This window comes from Clostridium sp. (genome assembly GCF_050717545.1).
Taxonomy (GTDB): domain Bacteria; phylum Bacillota; class Clostridia; order Clostridiales; family Clostridiaceae; genus Clostridium_AD.
Genome location: NZ_JBOITN010000044.1, coordinates 51,812 through 73,086, shown reverse-complemented (window position 1 = coordinate 73,086; position 21,275 = coordinate 51,812). Strand labels below are relative to the sequence as shown.

The 21,275-nt window shown below is 30.6% G+C and carries 23 protein-coding genes and 2 pseudogenes; 14 read left to right on the top strand and 11 right to left on the bottom strand.

All coding sequences use genetic code 11. The annotated features are described in order from the left end of the window. The first annotated feature begins 23 nt into the window (after positions 1-23). The 3 genes from ACREVX_RS16395 (at position 24) to pepF (ending at position 2,766) form a co-directional block, all read left to right on the top strand. Positions 24-191, top strand: coding sequence for a hypothetical protein (locus ACREVX_RS16395; protein WP_431545287.1), 168 nt, complete (start codon positions 24-26; stop codon positions 189-191). A gap of 240 nt (positions 192-431) precedes the next feature. Further along, the gene (locus ACREVX_RS16390; protein ID WP_431545286.1) at positions 432-944 is read left to right on the top strand and encodes a hypothetical protein; all 513 of its coding nucleotides are present in this window, start codon (positions 432-434) and stop codon (positions 942-944) included. Between the two features lie 16 nt (positions 945-960). After that, positions 961-2,766 carry an oligoendopeptidase F gene (pepF, locus tag ACREVX_RS16385; RefSeq protein WP_431545285.1) on the top strand — a complete coding sequence of 602 codons (1,806 nt, stop codon included), beginning with the start codon at positions 961-963 and terminating at the stop codon, positions 2,764-2,766. An 86-nt stretch (positions 2,767-2,852) separates the two neighbouring features. Here pepF and ACREVX_RS16380 read toward each other — a convergent pair whose 3' ends face one another. The 3 genes from ACREVX_RS16380 to ACREVX_RS16370 form a co-directional block, all read right to left on the bottom strand. After that, a complete protein-coding gene (locus ACREVX_RS16380) occupies positions 2,853-3,329 on the bottom strand; it encodes an ankyrin repeat domain-containing protein (protein WP_431545295.1) in 477 nt (158 codons plus the stop codon). Between the two features lie 205 nt (positions 3,330-3,534). Beyond that, the gene (locus ACREVX_RS16375) at positions 3,535-3,882 is read right to left on the bottom strand and encodes a cupin domain-containing protein (RefSeq protein ID WP_431545284.1); all 348 of its coding nucleotides are present in this window, start codon (positions 3,880-3,882) and stop codon (positions 3,535-3,537) included. Positions 3,883-3,926: 44 nt separating this feature from the next. Further along, a complete protein-coding gene (locus ACREVX_RS16370) occupies positions 3,927-4,988 on the bottom strand; it encodes an iron-containing alcohol dehydrogenase family protein (RefSeq protein WP_431545283.1) in 1,062 nt (353 codons plus the stop codon). A gap of 338 nt (positions 4,989-5,326) precedes the next feature. Here ACREVX_RS16370 and ACREVX_RS16365 point away from each other — a divergent pair. From ACREVX_RS16365 to ACREVX_RS16335, 7 genes and pseudogenes are all read left to right on the top strand, one after another. Continuing rightward, positions 5,327-5,788, top strand: a pseudogene (locus ACREVX_RS16365) (hypothetical protein). Positions 5,789-5,898: 110 nt separating this feature from the next. Further along, the gene (locus ACREVX_RS16360) at positions 5,899-6,645 is read left to right on the top strand and encodes a DeoR/GlpR family DNA-binding transcription regulator (protein ID WP_431545282.1); all 747 of its coding nucleotides are present in this window, start codon (positions 5,899-5,901) and stop codon (positions 6,643-6,645) included. A 54-nt stretch (positions 6,646-6,699) separates the two neighbouring features. Next, a complete protein-coding gene (locus ACREVX_RS16355) occupies positions 6,700-7,380 on the top strand; it encodes a fructose-6-phosphate aldolase (protein WP_431545281.1) in 681 nt (226 codons plus the stop codon). Positions 7,381-7,416: 36 nt separating this feature from the next. Beyond that, positions 7,417-9,465 carry a BglG family transcription antiterminator gene (locus ACREVX_RS16350; protein ID WP_431545280.1) on the top strand — a complete coding sequence of 683 codons (2,049 nt, stop codon included), beginning with the start codon at positions 7,417-7,419 and terminating at the stop codon, positions 9,463-9,465. A 130-nt stretch (positions 9,466-9,595) separates the two neighbouring features. Beyond that, the gene (gene ulaA, locus ACREVX_RS16345) at positions 9,596-10,999 is read left to right on the top strand and encodes a PTS ascorbate transporter subunit IIC (RefSeq protein WP_431545279.1); all 1,404 of its coding nucleotides are present in this window, start codon (positions 9,596-9,598) and stop codon (positions 10,997-10,999) included. Then, entirely contained in the window at positions 10,986-11,270 is a 285-nt protein-coding gene (locus tag ACREVX_RS16340; RefSeq protein WP_431545278.1) for a PTS sugar transporter subunit IIB, read from the top strand. The genes ulaA and ACREVX_RS16340 overlap by 14 nt, the downstream gene beginning before the upstream one ends. 56 nt (positions 11,271-11,326) lie before the next feature. After that, on the top strand, positions 11,327-11,770 hold the full coding sequence (locus ACREVX_RS16335) for a PTS sugar transporter subunit IIA (protein ID WP_431545277.1): 444 nt from the start codon (positions 11,327-11,329) through the stop codon (positions 11,768-11,770). A 116-nt stretch (positions 11,771-11,886) separates the two neighbouring features. On the opposite strand, the gene ACREVX_RS16330 is transcribed toward ACREVX_RS16335, so the two are convergent. Next, positions 11,887-12,681, bottom strand: a complete 795-nt coding sequence (locus tag ACREVX_RS16330; RefSeq protein WP_431545276.1) for a mechanosensitive ion channel family protein — start codon at positions 12,679-12,681, stop codon at positions 11,887-11,889. Between the two features lie 205 nt (positions 12,682-12,886). Between ACREVX_RS16330 and ACREVX_RS16325 the strand changes: the two genes are divergently transcribed. Together ACREVX_RS16325 and ACREVX_RS16320 are read left to right on the top strand one after the other, a co-directional pair. Next, positions 12,887-13,516 carry a Uma2 family endonuclease gene (locus tag ACREVX_RS16325; RefSeq protein WP_431545275.1) on the top strand — a complete coding sequence of 210 codons (630 nt, stop codon included), beginning with the start codon at positions 12,887-12,889 and terminating at the stop codon, positions 13,514-13,516. A 247-nt stretch (positions 13,517-13,763) separates the two neighbouring features. Next, positions 13,764-15,122, top strand: coding sequence for an MATE family efflux transporter (locus tag ACREVX_RS16320; protein WP_431545274.1), 1,359 nt, complete (start codon positions 13,764-13,766; stop codon positions 15,120-15,122). Between the two features lie 18 nt (positions 15,123-15,140). On the opposite strand, the gene ACREVX_RS16315 is transcribed toward ACREVX_RS16320, so the two are convergent. Continuing rightward, positions 15,141-15,584 carry a TspO-related membrane protein gene (locus ACREVX_RS16315; protein ID WP_431545273.1) on the bottom strand — a complete coding sequence of 148 codons (444 nt, stop codon included), beginning with the start codon at positions 15,582-15,584 and terminating at the stop codon, positions 15,141-15,143. 374 nt (positions 15,585-15,958) lie between these two features. Here ACREVX_RS16315 and ACREVX_RS16310 point away from each other — a divergent pair, with 374 nt between their 5' ends. Both ACREVX_RS16310 and ACREVX_RS16305 read left to right on the top strand, forming a co-directional pair. Next, entirely contained in the window at positions 15,959-16,669 is a 711-nt protein-coding gene (locus ACREVX_RS16310) for an LbetaH domain-containing protein (protein WP_431545272.1), read from the top strand. Positions 16,670-16,932: 263 nt separating this feature from the next. Next, positions 16,933-17,034 (top strand): annotated as a pseudogene (locus tag ACREVX_RS16305) (iron hydrogenase small subunit); the annotation flags it as partial. Between the two features lie 68 nt (positions 17,035-17,102). On the opposite strand, the gene ACREVX_RS16300 reads toward ACREVX_RS16305, so the two are convergent. The 6 genes from ACREVX_RS16300 to ACREVX_RS16275 all read right to left on the bottom strand — a co-directional run bounded on the left by ACREVX_RS16300 (position 17,103) and on the right by ACREVX_RS16275 (position 21,216). Continuing rightward, on the bottom strand, positions 17,103-18,149 hold the full coding sequence (locus ACREVX_RS16300; RefSeq protein WP_431545271.1) for a nucleotidyltransferase family protein: 1,047 nt from the start codon (positions 18,147-18,149) through the stop codon (positions 17,103-17,105). Between the two features lie 65 nt (positions 18,150-18,214). Beyond that, positions 18,215-18,526, bottom strand: coding sequence for a hypothetical protein (locus ACREVX_RS16295; RefSeq protein ID WP_431545270.1), 312 nt, complete (start codon positions 18,524-18,526; stop codon positions 18,215-18,217). An 84-nt stretch (positions 18,527-18,610) separates the two neighbouring features. Beyond that, a complete protein-coding gene (locus tag ACREVX_RS16290) occupies positions 18,611-18,919 on the bottom strand; it encodes a hypothetical protein (RefSeq protein ID WP_431545269.1) in 309 nt (102 codons plus the stop codon). 20 nt (positions 18,920-18,939) lie between these two features. Beyond that, on the bottom strand, positions 18,940-19,104 hold the full coding sequence (locus ACREVX_RS16285; protein WP_431545268.1) for a hypothetical protein: 165 nt from the start codon (positions 19,102-19,104) through the stop codon (positions 18,940-18,942). A gap of 29 nt (positions 19,105-19,133) precedes the next feature. Further along, a complete protein-coding gene (locus tag ACREVX_RS16280) occupies positions 19,134-20,867 on the bottom strand; it encodes a motility associated factor glycosyltransferase family protein (protein ID WP_431545267.1) in 1,734 nt (577 codons plus the stop codon). A 61-nt stretch (positions 20,868-20,928) separates the two neighbouring features. Beyond that, positions 20,929-21,216 (bottom strand): hypothetical protein, encoded by a 288-nt coding sequence (locus ACREVX_RS16275; protein WP_216148848.1) that lies wholly within the window; start codon positions 21,214-21,216, stop codon positions 20,929-20,931. Between the last annotated feature and the right edge of the window lie 59 nt (positions 21,217-21,275).

Below are 21,275 nucleotides of genomic sequence, written 5' to 3'. Positions count from 1 at the left end.
TTATTTAGGAAGGTGTTAATAATATGAGGAAGTATAAGATAACGCTAAATAACAAAGTTTTTGAAGTAGATATAGAAGAAGTAATAGAGGTAACAGGTAAAGAAGATTCTAATTTAACCAAAATTGCTAGTTTGGATAAGCAATGTGACACCCAGCAGTATTTTGGAAGCAATGAAAATGGAATAGTTTGACCAAGTGATGGTAAAGTTATTAATGCAAAAACATAGAGGTTAACATTCTCTATGTTTTTTTTGCTTTTTTTCTAAGGATAAGGATTATATGTGAAAAAAAGAATATAATTATTATATTAGATATAACTATTATATTCTAATATAACAATCGTGTTATAATTACAATATAAGTAATTAATATTTTAAGTTTAAGTAAAACATTATTTTAGAAATAAACATTAAATAAGGGAGGAAATATCGATGAATGAAATGAATAAAACAGAGATTAAGAAAAGCGAAGATAACATGTTAGAATTAAAAAACAAATTAGAGAAGTTTCACTTGGATATAAATTCTGAAAATCCAATGCAAGTTATATTAAGGGGAAATCTTTATATAGAATATGCTTTGAGAGAAAGGTTAAGGGAGAACCTTAAGAATCCCGAAATTTTAGAATGTGATAAGTTGTCATTTAGTGAACTTGCAAAATTAGTATTTACATTAGGGTTATTACCTACTGATATATTTAAAACAGTTATGAAAGTGAATCATATAAGAAATTCATATTCTCATAATCTTAAGTATAATTTTAATGATGAAGAGTATCAAAAACTTGAGGATACATTTTCACCTGAGTTCAGAAGCAATTATTTATCTTTTCTGAGAACACAGAAATTTCCTATAAATACGTTAATAAAATTGCAGACTGCTATATTTACGATATGGCAATTAATTACCAATAGATATACTATGCTAGAAAACCATAAAAACTAAGTAAGGAGGAATTGTAGTGAAAACAGCTTTAAAAGAAAGAAAGGATGTTGATAAATCTCTTACTTGGGATCTATCTTCACTATTTCAAACAGAAGAGTTGTATAATTTAGCCATAGAGGGTTTAGAAGAGATTACGTTAGAAATAGAAAACAAGTATAAAGGAAAATTAGACTGTGCTAGTATTATAAATGAATGTTTGGATAAAATGAGGGTGGTACTAGAAAGTGAAAATCTTATAGAGAATTATGCAAGTCTTAAGGTTTCTACAGATCAATCTAACCTTCGAAATCAAGCTAGATATATGAAGTCCATTAATACATTAGCGAATTTAGATAGTAGGTTAAGCTTTGTAACAAGCGAAATTAGTGAAGCTAATGAAAAAATAATAGATGAAGCAATTGAAGAATCGAAAGAAAACGGTCATTATTTAAGTGAGATAAAAAGATTTAAAAAACATTTATTACACCCGGAAGTAGAAAAGGCATTATCTGCTTTATCTGGAACACTAGATTCTTCTTACTGCACATATGAGACAACTAAACTAAGTGATATGGATTTTGAAGATTTTATTGTAGATGGCGTTAGTTATCCTCTTAGTTATGTGCTTTTTGAAGATGGATGGGAGTATGAGACTGACACTAAAATTAGAAGAGCAGCTTTTGAAGCTTTTTCTTCAAAACTAGGAGAATATAAACATACAGTAGCATCACTTTATCAGGTTCATGTTCAAAAGGAAAAAACATTGGCAACGCTTAGAGGATTTGATTCCGTTATAGACAGCTTATTATCCCCTCAACAGGTAGAGAGGGAATTATATGATAGACAAATAGATATAATCATGGAAAAGCTAGCGCCTCACATGAGAAAATATGCAAAGCTGCTTGGCAAAATTCATAAAATTGATGAAATGACATTTGCAGATTTAAAGCTTGAAGTAGACCCTACTTATGAGCCTACCATTTCTGTTGAGGAATCAAAAAAATATGTAGAGGGAGCATTATCAGTATTAGGTGAAGATTATGTAGAAATGGTAAAAAAAGCTTATGATGAAAAATGGATCGATTTCGCTGTAAATAAAGGGAAATCAACAGGCGCCTTTTGTGCGACTCCATATGGCAGTCATTCATTAATTTTAATATCCTGGTCCGAGAAAATGAAAGAAGTATTTGTGCTTGCTCATGAATTAGGTCATGCAGGTCATTTTAAATTAATAAACGAAAACCAAAATATTTTTAATGCCGAGCCATCTTTATACTTTATTGAAGCACCATCTACTATGAATGAAATGCTTATGGCAAATTATCTTATGAAAACAAATGATGAACCTAGATTTAAGAGATGGGTTTTATCCTCTATGATTAGCCGTACCTATTACCATAACTTTGTAACTCATTTATTAGAGGCCGCGTATCAAAGAGAAGTTTACAAAGTAATAGATGCAGGTGGAAGTGTGCAAGCCACAAATCTTAATGAAATAAAAAAAGGTGTGCTAGAAAAATTCTGGGGTAGTAGCGTAAAAATTAATGATGGCGCAGAACTTACATGGATGAGGCAACCTCATTATTATATGGGACTTTATCCATACACATACAGTGCTGGACTTACAATAGCTACCCAGGTAAGTAACAGAATCTTGAAAGAAGGTAAACCTGCGGTAGATGACTGGAGGAAGGTATTAAAAGCAGGAGGAACTAAAACGCCTATAGAACTTGCTAAAATGGCAGGAGTAGATATAACAACAGAAAAACCACTATTAGATACTATAGAGCATATTGGAAATATTATTGATGAATTAGTAAAACTTACTGAGGAGATGGAGTAATACAGATTGAAAAAAGTAGCAACAAATTATGTTGCTACTTTTTTCAATCTGTAAATCATATTCTGTGGAGCTGTGATATTAACGACTTACATAATTCCATTGTATTTTATTAAAATAGTCTTAATTTTTTCATTCTCACAGAAACCTAAGGGCGTTAATCCTGTAGAATTTGGTGAATTTATGTCAAAGCCAAAACCGATGAGAGCCTTTAAAAATTCTTCGAAATGTTCTTCATAACAATTGATATAATCATCATGAAGAAGAGTATTTTTATATTTATCCTTTATGTTTATATCCGCACCATATTCTACAAGAAGACTTAGAAGCTCTACAGAATAATTAAAGCTGCAATAAAATACAGGAGTTTTACCAGATATGTTGATTGAATTTACATTAGCTCCTTTTTTAAGGATCATAGTTATTACATCCATATTAGGTTTTATTCTTGCACAAAGTTTATGAAGAGGAGTTTCCAAGAACTTGCTATGATGACTGTTAACGTTAGCTCCACTGTCTATTAAAAGCTCAATAGTTTTAAAATAATTATTTTGACAATTATCAATTGCATAATAAAATATACTTTCAAGTTTAAACTCAGAATTTATATTCTTAGCTGCATTTAAATAATTTCTTATTTCATCTATATTGCCATTTTATTACATTCGTTGTGAAGAATCGATTTGATGTAAGAGGGCTTTCAATATGTTTTGAAGGAAAGGGAAATATAAAGTTCTTGGTACCTAGGTACCAAGAACTTAATTTATTTATTTATTTATGACCTTCTTCTGGAACTATACAAATGAATTTTAAGGTTTCACTTTCTATATTTTTAAATTGATGAAGCTCATTTGAAGGTACATATGCATATGAACCTTTTTCTATTATGGTTTCTTCATTATCAAGGAATAATGTTCCTTTGCCCTCTAAAATATAGTTTATATGGGGCCAAGCATGATTGTGTTTTGGAGTGTAGCCTCCCTCTTCTAATTGGAATACACGCATTACGTATCCTTCCCATCCTTCTTTTGGCGATATAAGTGTTTGCATGAAAGCATTTTTTGCTTCTGGGTTAATTACTTTTCCTGTGAAAACTTCCTTTTCGTTCGAAACTATCATTTTTAATCCTCCCTTTTATTCTTTTGCGTAAACAAATTGACAGATTATATTAATATAGAATTTATTGTTGCATCCTCATCAATAAATTTTTTAGCCATTTCTCTATTTTCTTCAACATGAATATATGTATATCGGCTAGGTTTTATTGAAGGAGCAATATCTATGGCTTTCTTAAAATCTTCTTTTCTCATTTTTAAAGTTCTAGCATAATTAAAAAAGCCTGTTTCATTTAATACCTTTGAGATTCTTTCAAATCTGTGGTTTTGAACTTTAGACATAATATAGGTAGCCATTCCAACTTGTATGCCATGAAGTTGTGGAATTTCCAAGAATTTATCTAAAGCATGAGAAATTAAATGCTCGGAGCCTGAGGCTGGTGAACTGTCACCTGCTATTTCCATAGATATACCGTTTAAGATTAGTGAATCCACTAGTTCTTTTAAGAACAAATCATCTTTAATAGTCTTAAATTTAGTTCGTACAAAACTGTTTACTGATTTTTTGGAAATCATAGTTGCAAAGTCATCAACAATTGCCTTTTCATGCTCCTCTTCAAATTTCCAATCGTACAGAGAAGTTATGTTTGAAACTAAATCACCTATTCCTGAGAAAATAAATTTATCAGGTGCTCCTTTAATTACATCAATATCTATAATTATGCCATAAGGAGTTTTAGCTGGAAGAGACTTACGTTTTCCATTGACTAAAAGTGATGCACCGGGGCTTGAAAAACCGTCATTAGAAGTTGAAGTTGGAATGCTAATGAAGGGTATTTTTTTTAAAAAACTCATGTATTTTACAGCATCTATAGCTTTTCCACCCCCGACTCCGATTAAAGCATCTACATCACTTGATATTTCAAAGGCCTTTATGCTGATTTTTTCAAAGTTTATGTCTGATATGGTTTCTATATTTGAAATCTTAATATTTGCCTCGTTTAATGAGTTTTTTATAAAAATCCCGAATAAATCATCAATACCTTCTCCAAAACAAATTGATACCTTTTTAAACATAGCTTTTTTTAGAAAGTATCCTATGTTATTGATATTACCTTTTCCTACTTCTAAAATTGAAGGAATGGCTATTCTGTGGGTTGAAGTTTTCATTTTTTTCACTCCTTATTAGTAATTTTTAATATAATATTGTATTATTGTATCTTTACTATATTATAAGGAATATAAACATATTATTCAAGTATTTTACATAATGTATGAGGTATTTCTAAAATTAATTATACAAATAATATAGGGTGAGATTTTTAAGCACGATATAAAAAACGAGAAATTCATATGTTTATAGAACTACTTATAATATTGCTTAAACTTCCGAAAAGAACACACTAAAACAGAAATTTGGTATCTTATGGTATTAATAAAAAATATATACAATAGAGATGAAATAAGAAAACTATATCAAAATTAATTATTTCTTATATAGAAAAAATATGGAGGTATGTAAATGGAGATTGATTTACCAATTGGACAAACAATCTTTATCACTTGCTTCTAAAAATAGCGAAAATGTAACGTTGAGCATAAATATTTCTAAAACATTCCAAGACATTATTGGTTTTGGTGGCGCATTTACAGAAGCAGCAGCCTATACACTGGCAAGAATGGAACCAGAAAAGAGAAAACAGATAGTAAAAAAATACTTTGACCCTGTAGAAGGATTAGGATATAACTTGGGAAGAGTCCACATTCATACTTGTGACTTTGCTCTTGGTAATTATACCTATGTTGAAGAAAATGATACAGAACTAAAAACCTTTGATATATCACATGAAAAAAAATAGGTATTTCCTTTTATAAATGAAGCAATGAAAGCTAGAAATGGTAAAATATCTCTACTTGCATCGCCATGGAGTCCACCAGCTTGGATGAAAACCTTTTTATTAAATGACTAAAATATAATGAAAGTAGGAAAAATAATCCTAATATGTTTCGTACGAAAGTTTTGGTTGACGTTTAGGTAATTTAAAATTATACTATAACTAACATTAAAGGAGAAAGGATTATGAATAAGCGTCATACAAAATTGATTGAAATAGTAAGTAAATACGAAAAGATAGAAGTAAATGAATTGTCAAAACTTTTACGGGCATCTCAAGTTACCATTAGAAAGGATTTGATTTATTTATCAGAGAAGGGTATTCTGCGAAGAGAGCGGGGATATGCCTTATTAAAAAGTAAAGACGATATCAATTACCACATGGCTTTTCATTATGAAAAAAAGCAAAAGATAGCTAAGTCGGCGGCAGAATTGGTAGAGGATGGGGAAACTATTATGGTGGAATCCGGATCTATCTGTGCAATGTTTGTAGAACAGCTCATATCTATCAGGAGGGGTATTACGGTGATTACTAATTCCTCTTATATTGCCAATTTTATTAAATATAATACTGATGTCGAAATTATACTCTTGGGTGGTAATTATCAAAAACATACTCAAGCTATGGTAGGCCCTATGACTAAGGAATGTGCGAAAAATCTTCATGTGGATAAAATTTTCATGGGAACAGATGGGTTTTCCATACAAACGGGATTTACCGGAGTGGATTTAATTCGCGTCGATACGTTGAGAGCTCTAGCCGCTTGTGCAAATCATACCTATATTTTAACAGAATCTGCGAAGCTAGAGCATGCCAGTGCAATTCCATTTTTACAGATAGAGGATGTTTATCAGTTAATTACTGATAAGGATATTTTACCTGAAATTCAGTCGTTTTTAGAATCCAAACAAGTGAAACTACAATTCGTTTAAATTAGCTTCTTCGGTGCTGCAACAAAAAAATTAAAAAGAGAAAAGGGGATTTTTATGGAATATTTATTGGACTCAGCAAATTTAGAAACAATCAAAAGGTTTATAGAATATTTTCCGATTACAGGAATCACTTCTAATCCAAGCATTGTAAAAAAGGAAGGAAAGATTGACTTCTTTGCACATATGAATAAAATTCGGTCTATTATCGGTCAGAATAGGACTTTACACATTCAAGTTACTGCAACTGACGTAGAGGGTATGTTAAGGGATGCTGATAGTATTTTAAGTAAAGTTGATGGTAAGGTATATATTAAGGTACCAGTTACTATAGAAGGTTTGAAGGTAATGAAAATATTAAAAGCACGTGGCATTAATGTAACAGCAACCGCTATTTATTCAAAGGCACAAGGCTTTCTTGCATTAGAAGCGGGCGCTGATTATATGGCACCTTATTATAACCGTATGGAGAATCTAGAAATTAATCCGGAAGATGTTATTGCTTCTTTCGCAAAGATGATTTCCCAATATGGATATTCTACTAAAATTGTGGCTGCAAGTTTTAAAAATATAGGCCAGGTTAATAAAGCATTTTTAGCTGGTGCACAGACTGCAACAGTAGCTCCTGATGTATTAGAAGGTGCATTTGCTATGCCATCTATACAGAAAGCAGTGGATGATTTCACAAGCGACTGGCAAATAATTTATGGTGATAAGACAATAGCTGATTTAGATTAAGGGTAAAACACGGCTGTTAATAAGGAGTAGTATATTATGTCAAAATACGTAACCCCAATATCGAAAAGTACAAGAAATATTTTGCAAGTTTTGGTTAATGAAGAAAATCCGATTTCTGCGGATAAAATTGCCATATACATCAAGTCTTCAAGAAGGATGGTGTATTATGGCATTGGGAATGTTAAATATTTGTTGAAAAATATGGGCGCTGGTGGAATAGGGAACAATGGTGGAACCTATTATCTGACTGCAAAGCAGCGCGACATGGTTCAAAAATTATTAAATGGAAAAAATAATATAACTGATAAAACGGATCGAATCAGTTATATTATTTGCAGTACAATCTATTCTGACAATATAATACGCTTAGAATTGCTTTCTCAGAAGTTTGAAATCACTAAAAATGCCACCCTTTATGATTTGGCAGAGACAAAAGAAATACTAGGTAAATGTCAGCTAAAATTAATGAATTCCAGAAAGAATGGATATTATGTAGAGGGAGATACCTTCCGAAAGAGATCCGTTTTTTTGGATTACCTTTCTCAGTTATTGAAGAATAATAGCTACACCAGCTTGGATATTTTTAAACGTGAGACTATTGATTTATATATAAGTAAATTGAAACAAGTGATTAAAGAACTTGAGATTCAGCTAGATGAGAATGATATTATAACGCTTTCTTACTTATTAGTAGTAATACATGAATTTCCAACTACATATCAGTTTAATGTGGTTGATTTGAAGTTTATTAATACTTCTAATGAGTTAAAAATGATTGATAAATATTTTACGGAATTATTATATCATGAGCGGATTTATTTAATGATATATCTTTTAAGCTATTCAAATAATAGAACATTTTTACAAAATAGTAATGACAAGGATTTTTCTTTGTTAGATCTAGCAGCAGAAATTGTAGCGATGTTTGAAAAGTTATCATGTCTAAATTTTGAAAAGCGCGAGGAACTAATTGATTCCATATATATGCATCTTAAACTTTCTTATTATAATTATTGTTATTCAATACCTAACATAAATCCTCTGCTTGAGGAGATAAAAGAGAATTATACAGATTTATTTACAATTACGCAGCTATGTTGCAAGAACCTTAAGGATAAGTTTCCGTATATGCTTTTTGAAAGCGAAATTACTTATTTGACCATGCATTTTGGTGCTTTTATGAAAAATGCAAAAAAGAAGATAACATGTGCAAATGTATTAATTACATGTTTGAATGTTACAACTAGCTCTAGACTGCTAAGGACGGAAATTGAAAATCAATTTGATAATATTATTGTTGTTAATACTATCAAACCAAATGAAGTTAATTCTTATTGCGAAGAAACAAAAATAGATTTTGTGATTTCAACTATAGACTTTACCTGTAAGTTTCCACTAATATTAGTGCATCCGATTCTAACGGTAGAAGATAAGTCGAATATTGCTTCTTTAATGATGATTTTAAATATTGAATATAAAACAGATAGTAGGCAGTTTAAGGCACTTTTGAATATTGTAAAAAGAAATGTGGATGAAAAAGTCTACATCAAAATTAAAAAAGAGATGCGGGATTATTTAAATGCAGGTGGTTCATTGATAAATATCCCTGGAAGTCATCAGGTGACGCTTTTTGATATGATAAAGAAGTATGGTGTACAAATTCATGAGAAAGAAGAAAAATCCTGGGAACAAGCCATTCAAAAGACCTCAGAAGTATTATTAGTAAATCATTGCATAACTGAACGTTATATTGATGTGATAATTTCTTTGGCTCATGAGCATGGCCCCTATTTTGTAATTAGTCCACAGATTGCAATTGCGCATGCACAGCCTAAAGATGGTGTAAGTAAAATAGGTCTATCACTAAGTATATATAAAAATGGACTAGATATTATGGGAAAAGAAAAAGTACAATTTCTATTTGTACTGGCAACGCCTAATCAAAGTGAACATATACATATTCTACAGAATATTGCATGTTTAAATGAGCAACCTGAAGTAATGAATCAGATGCTTGAAGCAGAGTGTGAAGAAGATGTTTTTCGTGTTTTAAATGAACTGTTTAAAGATGATATGAAGGTATAGTCAAAATTATTGCACAGATATTAATGCAATAGGTTGGACTTTTAATTTTACACAAGAAATGCGATACTATAATTAATAAATGTGCATGTTTAGATCATATTTTGTGTAGATGAAGGAGGATGTTTTCACTATGTTAAATCTCATTTTGAAATTTATTGTACAGTTCCTATCAAACCCAACTATCTTGATTGCATTGATTGTTATGATTGGTCTTCTTATTCAAAAGAAAAAAACACCAGATATTATCAAAGGAACTATTAAAACAATTATTGGTTTTAGTTTAATTAGCGCAGGGGCTGGTGTTGTAATTGGGTCACTCGATCCTTTGAATACACTGATGTCAAGTACTTTTAATTTAACAGGTACACTTCCGGTTAATGAATCTGCATTTGCTGTAGCTTCTGCAAAATTTGGAACAGCACTATCCGGAATAATGGCAATTGCATTAATTGTTAATATTGTTCAAGCTCGTTTTTCTAAATTTAAATTTGTATATTTAACCGGACATGAAGTTATGTGGGTTTCAACAGTATGTGCTATTTCTTTGAATGCACTAAACATGCCTACATGGCAGGTTATCCTTTGCGGCGGTTTATTAACAGGAACTTATATGGCTGTTTCTCCAGCTTTAATTTATAAATCAGTTTGCAAGGTTACGGGTTCAAAGGATTTAGCAGTTGGACATAGCGGAATTATTTATTATTGGCTTGCTACTCAAATTGCTCGGTTAACAGGCAATAAAGAAAAATCTGCAGAAGAAATCAAAGTGCCTAAATCGTTAAATATTTTACGTGACTTAACGATTTCTCTGTCTCTAGCAATGATATTTGTTTATCTTGTTGTTAGCGTACTTGCGATGATATTTGCTCCAGAAGTGGCAACAAAAACTTTTGCAGGAACAAATTTAATCATTTTTTCTATTACTTATGGTGCACAATTTGCAGTGGCTATTTATATTATTCAGGCTGGTGTTCGTATGTTTGTTGCAGAACTTGTTCCAGCATTTAAAGGTGCTGCTGATAAATTTATTCCTAATGCAGTACCGGCTGTTGATATTCCAATTTTGTTTCCATATCAGCCAAACTCAGTTTTAATTGGTTTTATCAGTGCAACTATTGGATGTATTATTGCATTCTTCATACAGGTTGTATGTGTAGGTACACCAATTGAACTTCCTTTAATTCTTCCTACTTTGTTTTGCTCATTCTTCTATGGAGCAACATCAGGATGTTTATGTAATAAAGAAGGTGGTTTTAGAGGTGCAATACTTGGATCAGTATTTACTGGATTTGCAATTAGTATCTTCCCAGCTTTATTGATTAAGTTTGGAAAGGTTTTAGTTGATGGAACAACATTTGGTGGTTCCGATGCAGCTGTTATCGCTATTTTCAATACGCAGGTTGGACGTCTTATCTCAGGTACTGGTATCTTGATTGTTACTATTATCTTATTCCTATCACCAATTGTTTGGTCGGCACTTACAGCTGGCAAACCTGGTATTACTGAAAGGAGGAGTGAAAATGAAAATTTCTAAAATTTTATGTTGTTGTATGTCCGGTTTAGGATCTTCTTTTCTTGTTGAAATGAACTTGAAAAAGGTGCTTACTAAGTTAAACATTAGTGATATAGAGGTGAATCATGCAGGGATTTATGATGCTTTTCCAGGTGCGGCAGACTTATTTATCTGTTCATCTGATTTATATGAAGAATGTGCGAAAGTAGGAGATACAATTTCAATTGATAGATTGACAGATATTAATGAACTAGAAACGAAGTTATGTGCATATATGGAAAGTCATAAATAAAAATAAGTTTATGACTTTATAAAATACATGAAGCAGTAAAGGGCGGTGGGAATGGAATGATTTCAGATATGCTGCAAAAGAAAAATGTTCAAATTCTTGATAGTGTGTCAGACTGGCAAGAAGCCATATATATTTCTACAAGAAAATTAATTGAGCAGGGATATATTACACAAAATTATCCGAAGGCAATAATTGAACTTACAGAAAAGCATGGCGCATATTATGTACTGTGTCCTGATGTAGCACTTGTCCATGCACGTCCGGAAGATGGTGTAATCCATAAACAGTTAGCACTTACTCTTGTCAAGTCTCCTATAACATTTAAGGGGAAAGAGGATACAGTTCGGTTGATTATTACTCTAGCTGCAGAAGATGCAGAGAGCCATGTGGAAGTGCTTCAACAAATAGCACAAATTCTTTCCGACGAGAAACGAATCCAATCATTTATGGAAATGAAAGATGTGGTTAGTTTATATGATGAGTTTGTAAGGATACAGTAAAAATATAGAATGTTGTACCAGTTGAAAGATTTTAGTAGTTATTATAAATAGGGGTTATGATTTTTTAAAATCATAACCCCTATTTACATCTATAAAAAGCGGGTGTTATTTTTTAGCTAGTTTTTATTAAAGTGAACATCCATTTGTGGGTACGGTATTGATATATTTTCCTCATCAAAACGTTTTTTTACCATTTCAATGAGATCGTAATATACTGTCCAATAATCAACTGAGTTAACCCATGCTTTAACTAAATATACTATAGCACTGTCTCCATGCTCAGACATTCTTATAAATGGCTCAGGTTCTCCAAAGATTTGAGAATGGTTATCAACAACCTCTTTTAAGACCTGTATAACTTTAACAGAATCAGCATCATATCCGACACTAAAAGTAAGGTCTACTCTACGAGTGTCGTTTACTGAATGGTTAACTATAGTGGCATTTGATAGGTTCCCGTTTGGTATATAGATCACCTTATTATCAAATGTAACTAATTCTGTATTAAGAATTTGCATCTGCTTTACAACCCCTCGGTATCCATCTGCTTCAATGTAATCTCCGGATTTGAATGGTTTTGTAACCAATAATAGAATACCGCCTGCAAAATTAGATAAGGATCCTTGGAGAGCAAGCCCTATGGCGAATCCTAACGCAGCTAATGCGGCGACTATAGAACTAGTATCAATTCCTAAAATTTTAATAATAGAGATAACTAAAAATATTTTTAATATTATATTTACTAAGGATGAAACAAATGATTTTAAACTATTATCAATGGAGAATTTGACCATATACTTACTCAATTGACGAGTAGTCCATTTAATTACTATTAATCCAATTATTAATGTTACTAGAGAGAATACTATGTTTTTAACAATGGGAATACCTAGATCAATTATATTATTCATAAAATTACTCCTTTCACTAAAAGTGGCTTTAAATATACAAGGAACCACAAGAATATTTATATTATATCATGAATATAGAAAAAAATGATTTTTAATATAGAATAGAAGTTATTTTAAACCTTCATAATCTTCCCCTAGGGTCGTGAACAAATTGTGAAGTAATTTGTTTTAATAATACTACAATAATTTTATTGGAAAATAGTTAATGAAAAATAGTAAAAATATAACTTCTGGGTTGTGGTATAATTGGATTAATAATGAGAAAGGTTGTGAAGTTATGATACCTCAATTAAGCACGAAACCTACATACGGAGAGTTTCTTGAAATAACAAAAGATATAGAACGTGTTGAATTTATAGATGGAGAAATAATTTATATGTCGTCACCTAGTGTTGAGCATCAACGAATTCTAAATAAAATCAATATTCATGCTTCAGAATACTTTAAAAACTCCCAATGTGAAGTACTGATTGCTCCATTAGATGTTGTATTAGAAAATGAAGAAATAAAAAACAAGAAATCTGTTCAACCAGATATTATGGTTATTTGTGATAAATCAAAGTTCAAAGAAAACACTTATGAAGGGGTTCCTACTATAGTTATTGAAATAACATCACCTTCTAATGCTAGTCATGACACTATTACAAAGCTAAATTTATATGAAAAATTTAAAATACCAGAATATTGGATAGTTTCGCCTAAAAACAAAGCTATTACAGTATATAAGTATGAAGACAAGGCATACGGAGAAAGTACGATATACACTAAAGATGATATTGTAAAATCAGAAATATTTAAAGAGTTTTCAATAGCTATAAAAGCAGTATTCGACTGATAATCTTAATAATGACTTGAATTACTAGCGGTATCAAATCCAACTCCACAATTATTATAAAGCTATTCCTCTTTCGGGGAAAAGTTTTTAATGAGTATAGTTTTTGGAGTTCACATTGCATTAAGACCCTTATCAAAAACTGTTTCAGTTTTTGATAAGGGTCTTAAGGTTTATTTTTTAGAACTTAATACAATATTCATGATATAATATGGTATATATTTTAGTCGGCTAATGGAGGGCATATTTTATGATACGAGACTTAACAAAGGGTAGTCCAGCTAAAATTATTTTAGTTTTTACGCTGCCATTACTTATAGGTAATATATTTCAACAATTTTATAGTTTAGCAGATACTCTGATTGTAGGACGTACACTTGGAGTAAATGCACTAGCGACAGTAGGCTGTACTGGGAGCATAATGTTTCTTATACTTGGATTTTCACAAGGACTAACTGCTGGATTTTCCATAATCACGGCTACGTGCTTTGGAGCTGGAGATGCACAGGGGGTAAGACATAGTTATGTGGCAAGTATTATACTAAGTTTATTAATCACAATGGTTCTAACAATTATAAGTGTTATATTCGCACGCCCAATTTTAGAGATAATGCATACACCACCAGAAATAATAGAAGGTGCTTATAATTTTATAATTATAATTTTCAGTGGTATTGTAGTTTCCATGTTATTTAACTTGTTTTCTAATGTTATGAGAGCTTTGGGAGACAGTCGAACACCACTAATATTTTTAGCTATTGCTAGTGTTATAAACATAATTTTAGATTTCGTATTCATTTTAGGATTATCAATGGGGGTTGAAGGAGCAGCTTTTGCAACCACAATATCTCAAGCAATTTCTGCTATATTATGCTTTATATTTATCACGAAAAGAATGCCTATTTTAAAACTTCACAGGAGTGATTGGCATTTAACAAATAAAATCATATTGGATCATTTAAGAATGGGACTTCCTATGGCATTCCAGAATTCTATTATAGCAATCGGTGCAATTACTATTCAATTTGCACTGAATAATTTAGGTGAAGTAGCCGTAGCTGCATACACTGCAGCACAAAAAATTGATATACTAGCTATTCAACCTATGATGTCATTTGGTATTACAATGGCCACATTTGTAGCCCAAAACTATGGTGCAGGTAAAATAGATAGAATTCGTATTGGTATAAAACAATGTAGTATCATATCAGTAGGTTTTAGTATTATTGTTGGTCTATTTAATATTTTAGCTGGACATTTTATGATATTACTTTTTGTAGGGGATAAGCAACCAAAAGTAGTATCTCTTGCACAAACTTATTTAAACATCAATGGATCAATGTATTTTGTGTTAGCACTGCTTTTTATTTATAGATTTAGTCTTCAAGGATTAGGACAGAGTCTTGCTCCTACTTTAGCGGGGGTTATGGAACTAATTATGCGAACCTTTGCTGCTATTATTTTATCAAAGTACTTAGGTTTTACAGGTATATCCATGGCCAATCCTCTTGCATGGATTGGTTCTTGTATACCTTTAGGAATTGCTTACTATATAACTCATAAAAAATTGTATGGATTGAAGAAGCCCAAATGCATAAGCGAAAAATAATTGTGATTGTCAAAACAGTTATGTTATATTTCTTACCTTCTTTGCAACGTATATTATGCATATGAAAATAACAACTAATGAAATGATTAGTGTAGTTATAATTCCAGGATATTTACCTGCAAATCCACTTGAGGAAACATGTTTGATGAGTATGCCTAAGTAGGCCCAAAATATAACTATGCCATAAGGAATATCTTTATTTTTTAATGTTGTAGTCATACCAATAATAAGCCCAACAAATAAAATAACTATTGTCCAAATTTGTTCAGATATGCTCCAACCATTCCAGCCTAAACTAACAAGCAATGTGGAGGCATTAGCTATTGTTGCTACAGTAATCCACCCAAAATAAACGCTAAAAGGAAGTTTTACAAATAATTTTTCCTTTGAGGTTAGTTGTGTGGAATTTAGTTTGATATTAATTTTAATTAAGCAAACTAATATTACAACCATTAAAATCATGGAAAGTGTTTGCTAATGCATTAACAGTAACCATAAGAATAAAACTGAGCACAGTGAAAGTTTTTATAATTTTTACGCTTGTTTCTTGTGATATTATTAAATCACACTCCAATCTTATTATTATTTATAAGTCTACTCTTATTCTACTTAAATTTCCATTAAATATACCATGAAAATCACTAAGCTCAGTTGGCGAACCCATTATTATAATGGATTAATTAGATAATTTTAAAAGAAAATAAAGAAAAGCTTATCGAACAAATAGCAATCTGTTCGATAAGCTTTTCTTTAACAACAAAGATTTCTAAATATTTTTTTCACAATTAGTTTAAAGAATACGTATAATATAGTATCAAACATTTGGGAGCGATATTATGAGTAAATATAAAACCGTTAAATATAAGCCTATAGGTCCAATCAATGTATATTCATATTTTGTTAGTAGTAATCCGCCTACATCTTTTAATTCTATTAGTATATATCCTAGTATTGATAAAACTGCGTTCATAGGTCCTTTCTCTAGCATTATAGGTGATGTGATAATCTGTAAAGATGTATTTATTGGATGTAATGCAACGCTTAGAGCTGATGAAGGTACACCATTTTATATTGGATTTAAAACTAATATTCAAGATGGAGTAATATTACACGGATTAAAAGATATGAAATTTACTGTAGATAAAAAAGAGTATTCTATTTATATAGGAAATGAGGTTAGTATTGCTCATGGAGCTTTAGTTCATGGTCCATGCATTATTGGAAATAATACTTTTGTTGGATTTAATGCCATTGTTTTTAATGCTATTGTGGAAGATGGTTGTTATATTGATTTGGCAGCTATTGTTACTGATGGAGTAAGGATTCACGCTAACAGATATGTTCCTGCAGGAGCAATAATAAACACTCAAGAAAAAGCAAATGCTTTAGGACTGGTAGCACAAAGCAATGAAGAATTCGCTAAAGGAGTAATTAAATCTAATGTTGAACTTTCACAAGCTTATTCTCTAAAGTTTGGTGATACCAGATGTAGTTGTGGTATTTGTTGTAATAGGGACACTTTTAAAAACTTAGAAAATAAATCATGAAGATAGTATCTTAAGGCAATATATATAGATATAGTCGAATAAAGTGATAGAATATTGTTAATATTCTATCACTTTATGTTTGCGTAGGGGATAAAAAATTGTATTATAAAATTATAAATTGATATTAAATTAACGCCCAAGCTATATAATGAATAAAATATATTTAAGGTATGCCTTGGCAACTGCGTGTTATGTAAAAGGAGCACAGGACATTTTAGAAAGATTCGCGGGTATCTTGGAAGTTGAGGTTGGAAAGACAACGAGTGGAAAAAATTAATTTTCAAGAGGAAAGAGCAAAAGCTTTGTATGATGAGGATAAAAATCTTCCTATTAGAAAATCACATAAGAATCCATATATAACTAAAATATATGAGGAGGGATATTATCAAACAAAAATTGGTAACGCAGTTCCCAATTTCTGTTTGTTGCTTCTTTATATATTTAGTTTTTCTACCATATTTTCCATTGACTTAAATTCACCCATGTCTAGCCAGTCATTATCACTGATAGGATATACGCCTACTGATTCTCCCTTTTCTATACTCCTTGTAATTAGTTCTGTCATATCAAAACAAGTATCTTCCGGAATATATTTAAGTACCTCTGGTTCTAACAAATACATGCCTATATTTACTAAAAACTCATATTTAGGTTTTTCCATTAATGAGTCTATTTTACCATTTTCATTCAGTTTAAAAACTCCATATGGAATTATATAGTCTTTAAGGGCTACCACCACTGTAATTTTATAATTATGCTCCTTATGATACTCCACAACCTTAGAATAATTTGTGTTAACTAATATGTCACAATTAGTTACAAAAAAACTATTTTTCAATGTATTCTTTAAAAGGGTTAGACTGCCTGCTGTACCAAGGGGTTTACTCTCTTCTATAAACGAAATATTATATGGACCTGCTTCATTAAAATAGGCCTTAACTATCTCTTTTTTATAATTTATAGTAAGATAATAATCATTAAAATCATACTCCAAAAACTTATTTATAATCCTCTCTATTATCGGTATATCTCCTATGGGTAATAATCCCTTTGGTATAATAGTAGAATATGGCTTAAGTCTTGTTCCTTTTCCACCGGCCATAATAACCACAGCAATATTATTAATATTAGTATAGTTAAATTTCTTATGATAAAGGTCATTCCAAAAAACTATATCCACAACCTCTTTATTTTCATTTACAATAGGAATTGCTTCAATATGCTTACTCATCATGATTTCATTTGCATGATGTATATTAGTATGTGTTAAAACTATTGGTGAGTGATTCATTATAAGCTCTACCTTTAAGGAAATATCCCCGTTTTTTAGTATCCATCTTCTTATATCACCATCAGTAACTACTCCAATTAATTTGGTATCTTCTATTACTAGGGCTATTCTTTTTGTACTCTTATCTAACTTTTCAATTGCGTCTCTAATTGAAATTTCTTTGTTTATTAAAACTTTACTTATATCCATAATATTTACACTCCATTTTTATTACTAAATATTATATAAATCGGTTTTGATTTAAGGATCGACTACTAATCTCTTATTAAAGGAGGAAACATGCATAGCTTATAATCAACATTACATTGCTTTTGGAGACATATACAGTATGCTCCATCTTCCTTGGACATTGTATAACATAAATCAGTTATTTTACATGGAGTATAATTGTAATCAAGTTTTTTAACTTCAATAATAACACCCGCTATACTATTCCCATTTAAATCTACAACTTTTCCTGATAAAATAACTGGGATTTTTCTTTTAGCAGCGCTCCAATAAGAATATGAATATTTTTGTCCATTAATATAATAGGTTACACTAAGTGATTTTTGGTTACTACACACATATTCCCCCCTTAATACTATCTACAACGTACAAAGTCTCCAACTATTTAGTCATATTCAACAATTGTTGCCTTCCTACAAATATTACAGTTTCAAGGGAGAATATGCTGTGAATTCATATATCATATAAGATATTGGTATCACCTTAAATTGATATTCACCTTTGTCATCAGTATAGGTGTATCCTAATATTTTTCTTTCCTTATTTAATGGGTTTATCTCAACAACTTTTATTGAAGCACCAACACTTGGAACGCATTTGTATGCATAAACAGTTCCCTTTATAAGAGTACTTTTCTGTACGTTTAGAATTAAATTCAATATATTTTTTTCACATGGGTTTAAGGATTTGCCTCTAATTAAAATGCAATTATTATTATTATTATTGCTCATTTACTTTAAAGTAATCGTAATTACTTTTTATTTTCTTCTTCGGGCTTAGTTATTATAGTTGCTGTTATAGTATCATCTGAGGCATCCTCTGCTGAAATCACATTGCCATAAATTTCTTTCCCATTAATTATCATTTTAACAACGGGGACATCTTTGTATACTTTTCCATCTATTTCCTTTTCCATAATACCCTCCAGATTTTAAAATTTATTTTCTATTTTATATTATGACTTTCATTAGATTTTGTTACTGTTTCTATAATTAACTGTTGTACTTCTTTTAACATTTTTTTCATTTCTTTAAAATATAATAGGAAGCATTGGCTTTGATACTTTAAATTTGATGTTAATCTATCATAGTCCTTTGCATACATACTAAACTTTAATTGCTTAATATCAAAAATAAATTTATTAAAATATCCTCCTAAAAATGCATTTTCTGGTGAGACCTCAAAATTATTGATTATTTCAAGGATTTCAAGAAACTTTTGTAGCTCTTCATCATCGTCATCTATGTCAACTAAGGATTTATTGTCATCACATTGGGATAGCTCTATACATAAATTTTCCCCACTCTCTGCGTTACTAGTAGAGAAATCTATATAATCTAAAATACTACTTATTACTGCTTTTGAATCTATATTTATATCTCTAGAGGCTTCAAAACACTCCTTAACGTTATAAAATATATTAAGTTTAAAAACTTCATTTAACTCTAAATGATCAGCTCCAATAATATCAGCTCCATAAGAAGCATTTATATACTTTGTAGTATTTGTTTTTGTATCTGTTTCAATATATTCTTCTAATTTTTTCCTAAACTGATTTAATGTTGCAGTAGTTTTAATATCATTTCCATATACATCTTTTACAATAGTAGCTGCCATAAGGTTTAAGTTGTTATCTATTTTAAAAGTTGCTGATTGTGAATGATGCTTATTATAGGTATATGCAAGATCTTGTCCCACTAAAATTATTGGATTGCACCCTAAAGTACGAGCTATATCCACACAGGTATGTGCGACTGATCCTCCAAGGTACGTACCCTTTAAGGTATTAAGTTCTTCTATAATTTTTGAAAGTAATGTTGATAAATATATTTTTTCTCCTTTATAATCTTTAAGGATTTTTCTATTACTATATTCATAGAAAACCAAAGGTGTATCACAATCTAAATATTCCTTCATCATTTCATAATTATCGTCTATTGGATCAATTGATACTAAAAGATCTGGTTTTATTCCATTTTCTAAAAGAGTCTTTAAGGTTCTACTCCCAGCTACAACGATAGACTTTTCAACTAACTCCTTATTCTTAACCATATCCTCTATATTCTTTTCTAATGAAGGTCCTGCTGACACAATAAAGGCGGGTACATTCTTGTTCTTTCCCTCAAAGCTATTTATACCAGTGGACTGATTTATAATATCCAAATTACATATTAAATTTTTAATAAAAACCTCTCTAAATCTATTAGAAATAGTTATACTAGACGATGCAGTATGGAAGGCACAATCTAAAGTCTCTATAAAGAAATTATATTCTTCCTCATATATTTCACTATAATTACCAAATGCGTGTACATATAAATTATTAAAACTTGAGGAATTTATAAAGGAATATAATTGACTTTTAATTTTATCTTCTTCGAAGAAAACAAGTGCTACCTTTTCATTAGATATTTTCTTATTTTTTAAAAAAATTTCTTTATTAGGTTCAAAAATTACTACTTTATTTTTATCACACATTAGCTTATATAAATCAATAAGGTATTCTCCCGTATCAAGACCAAATATAATGATAATGGAATCAAATCTTAAGTCAGATACATTTTTTATCAGGTTATCTATATCTTCTTGATAATTTCCTCGATTCCCTAAAAAGTAGTCAACATTATCCTTTTTTATTTTAGAGACATAATGACCATCTAATGTTTTATATCTTCTCATAAATTTCCCCTTTTTATATAACGAGGATGGGATAAAATCCCATCCATTTATTAGTTTTTTATTACTTGCCGTAAAATTTAATTTTTAATGCAACATTAGCTTTAACAGTAACTCCATATCTTCCTTGGCCATCTGTAAATGTTGTATGATTAGCTGAAGTACTTGTTGGATTTGTACTTTCCCAAACAGCAACTGCTCCACTAGCCATTGCTGTACCAGTTGGTGATAAAGCTGTTCCTTTTAATAGTGCCATTACCCAAGCTGACGTAGATATATTTTGCACAACCATTGTTCCTGAGTCAACTACTGTTGCAAGTATTGCTTTTGTTCTGGGTCTATAATTTGCCATACATTTATTCCCCTTATCAATTTATTTTTTATCTTTATAATATATACGTCTCAATAATA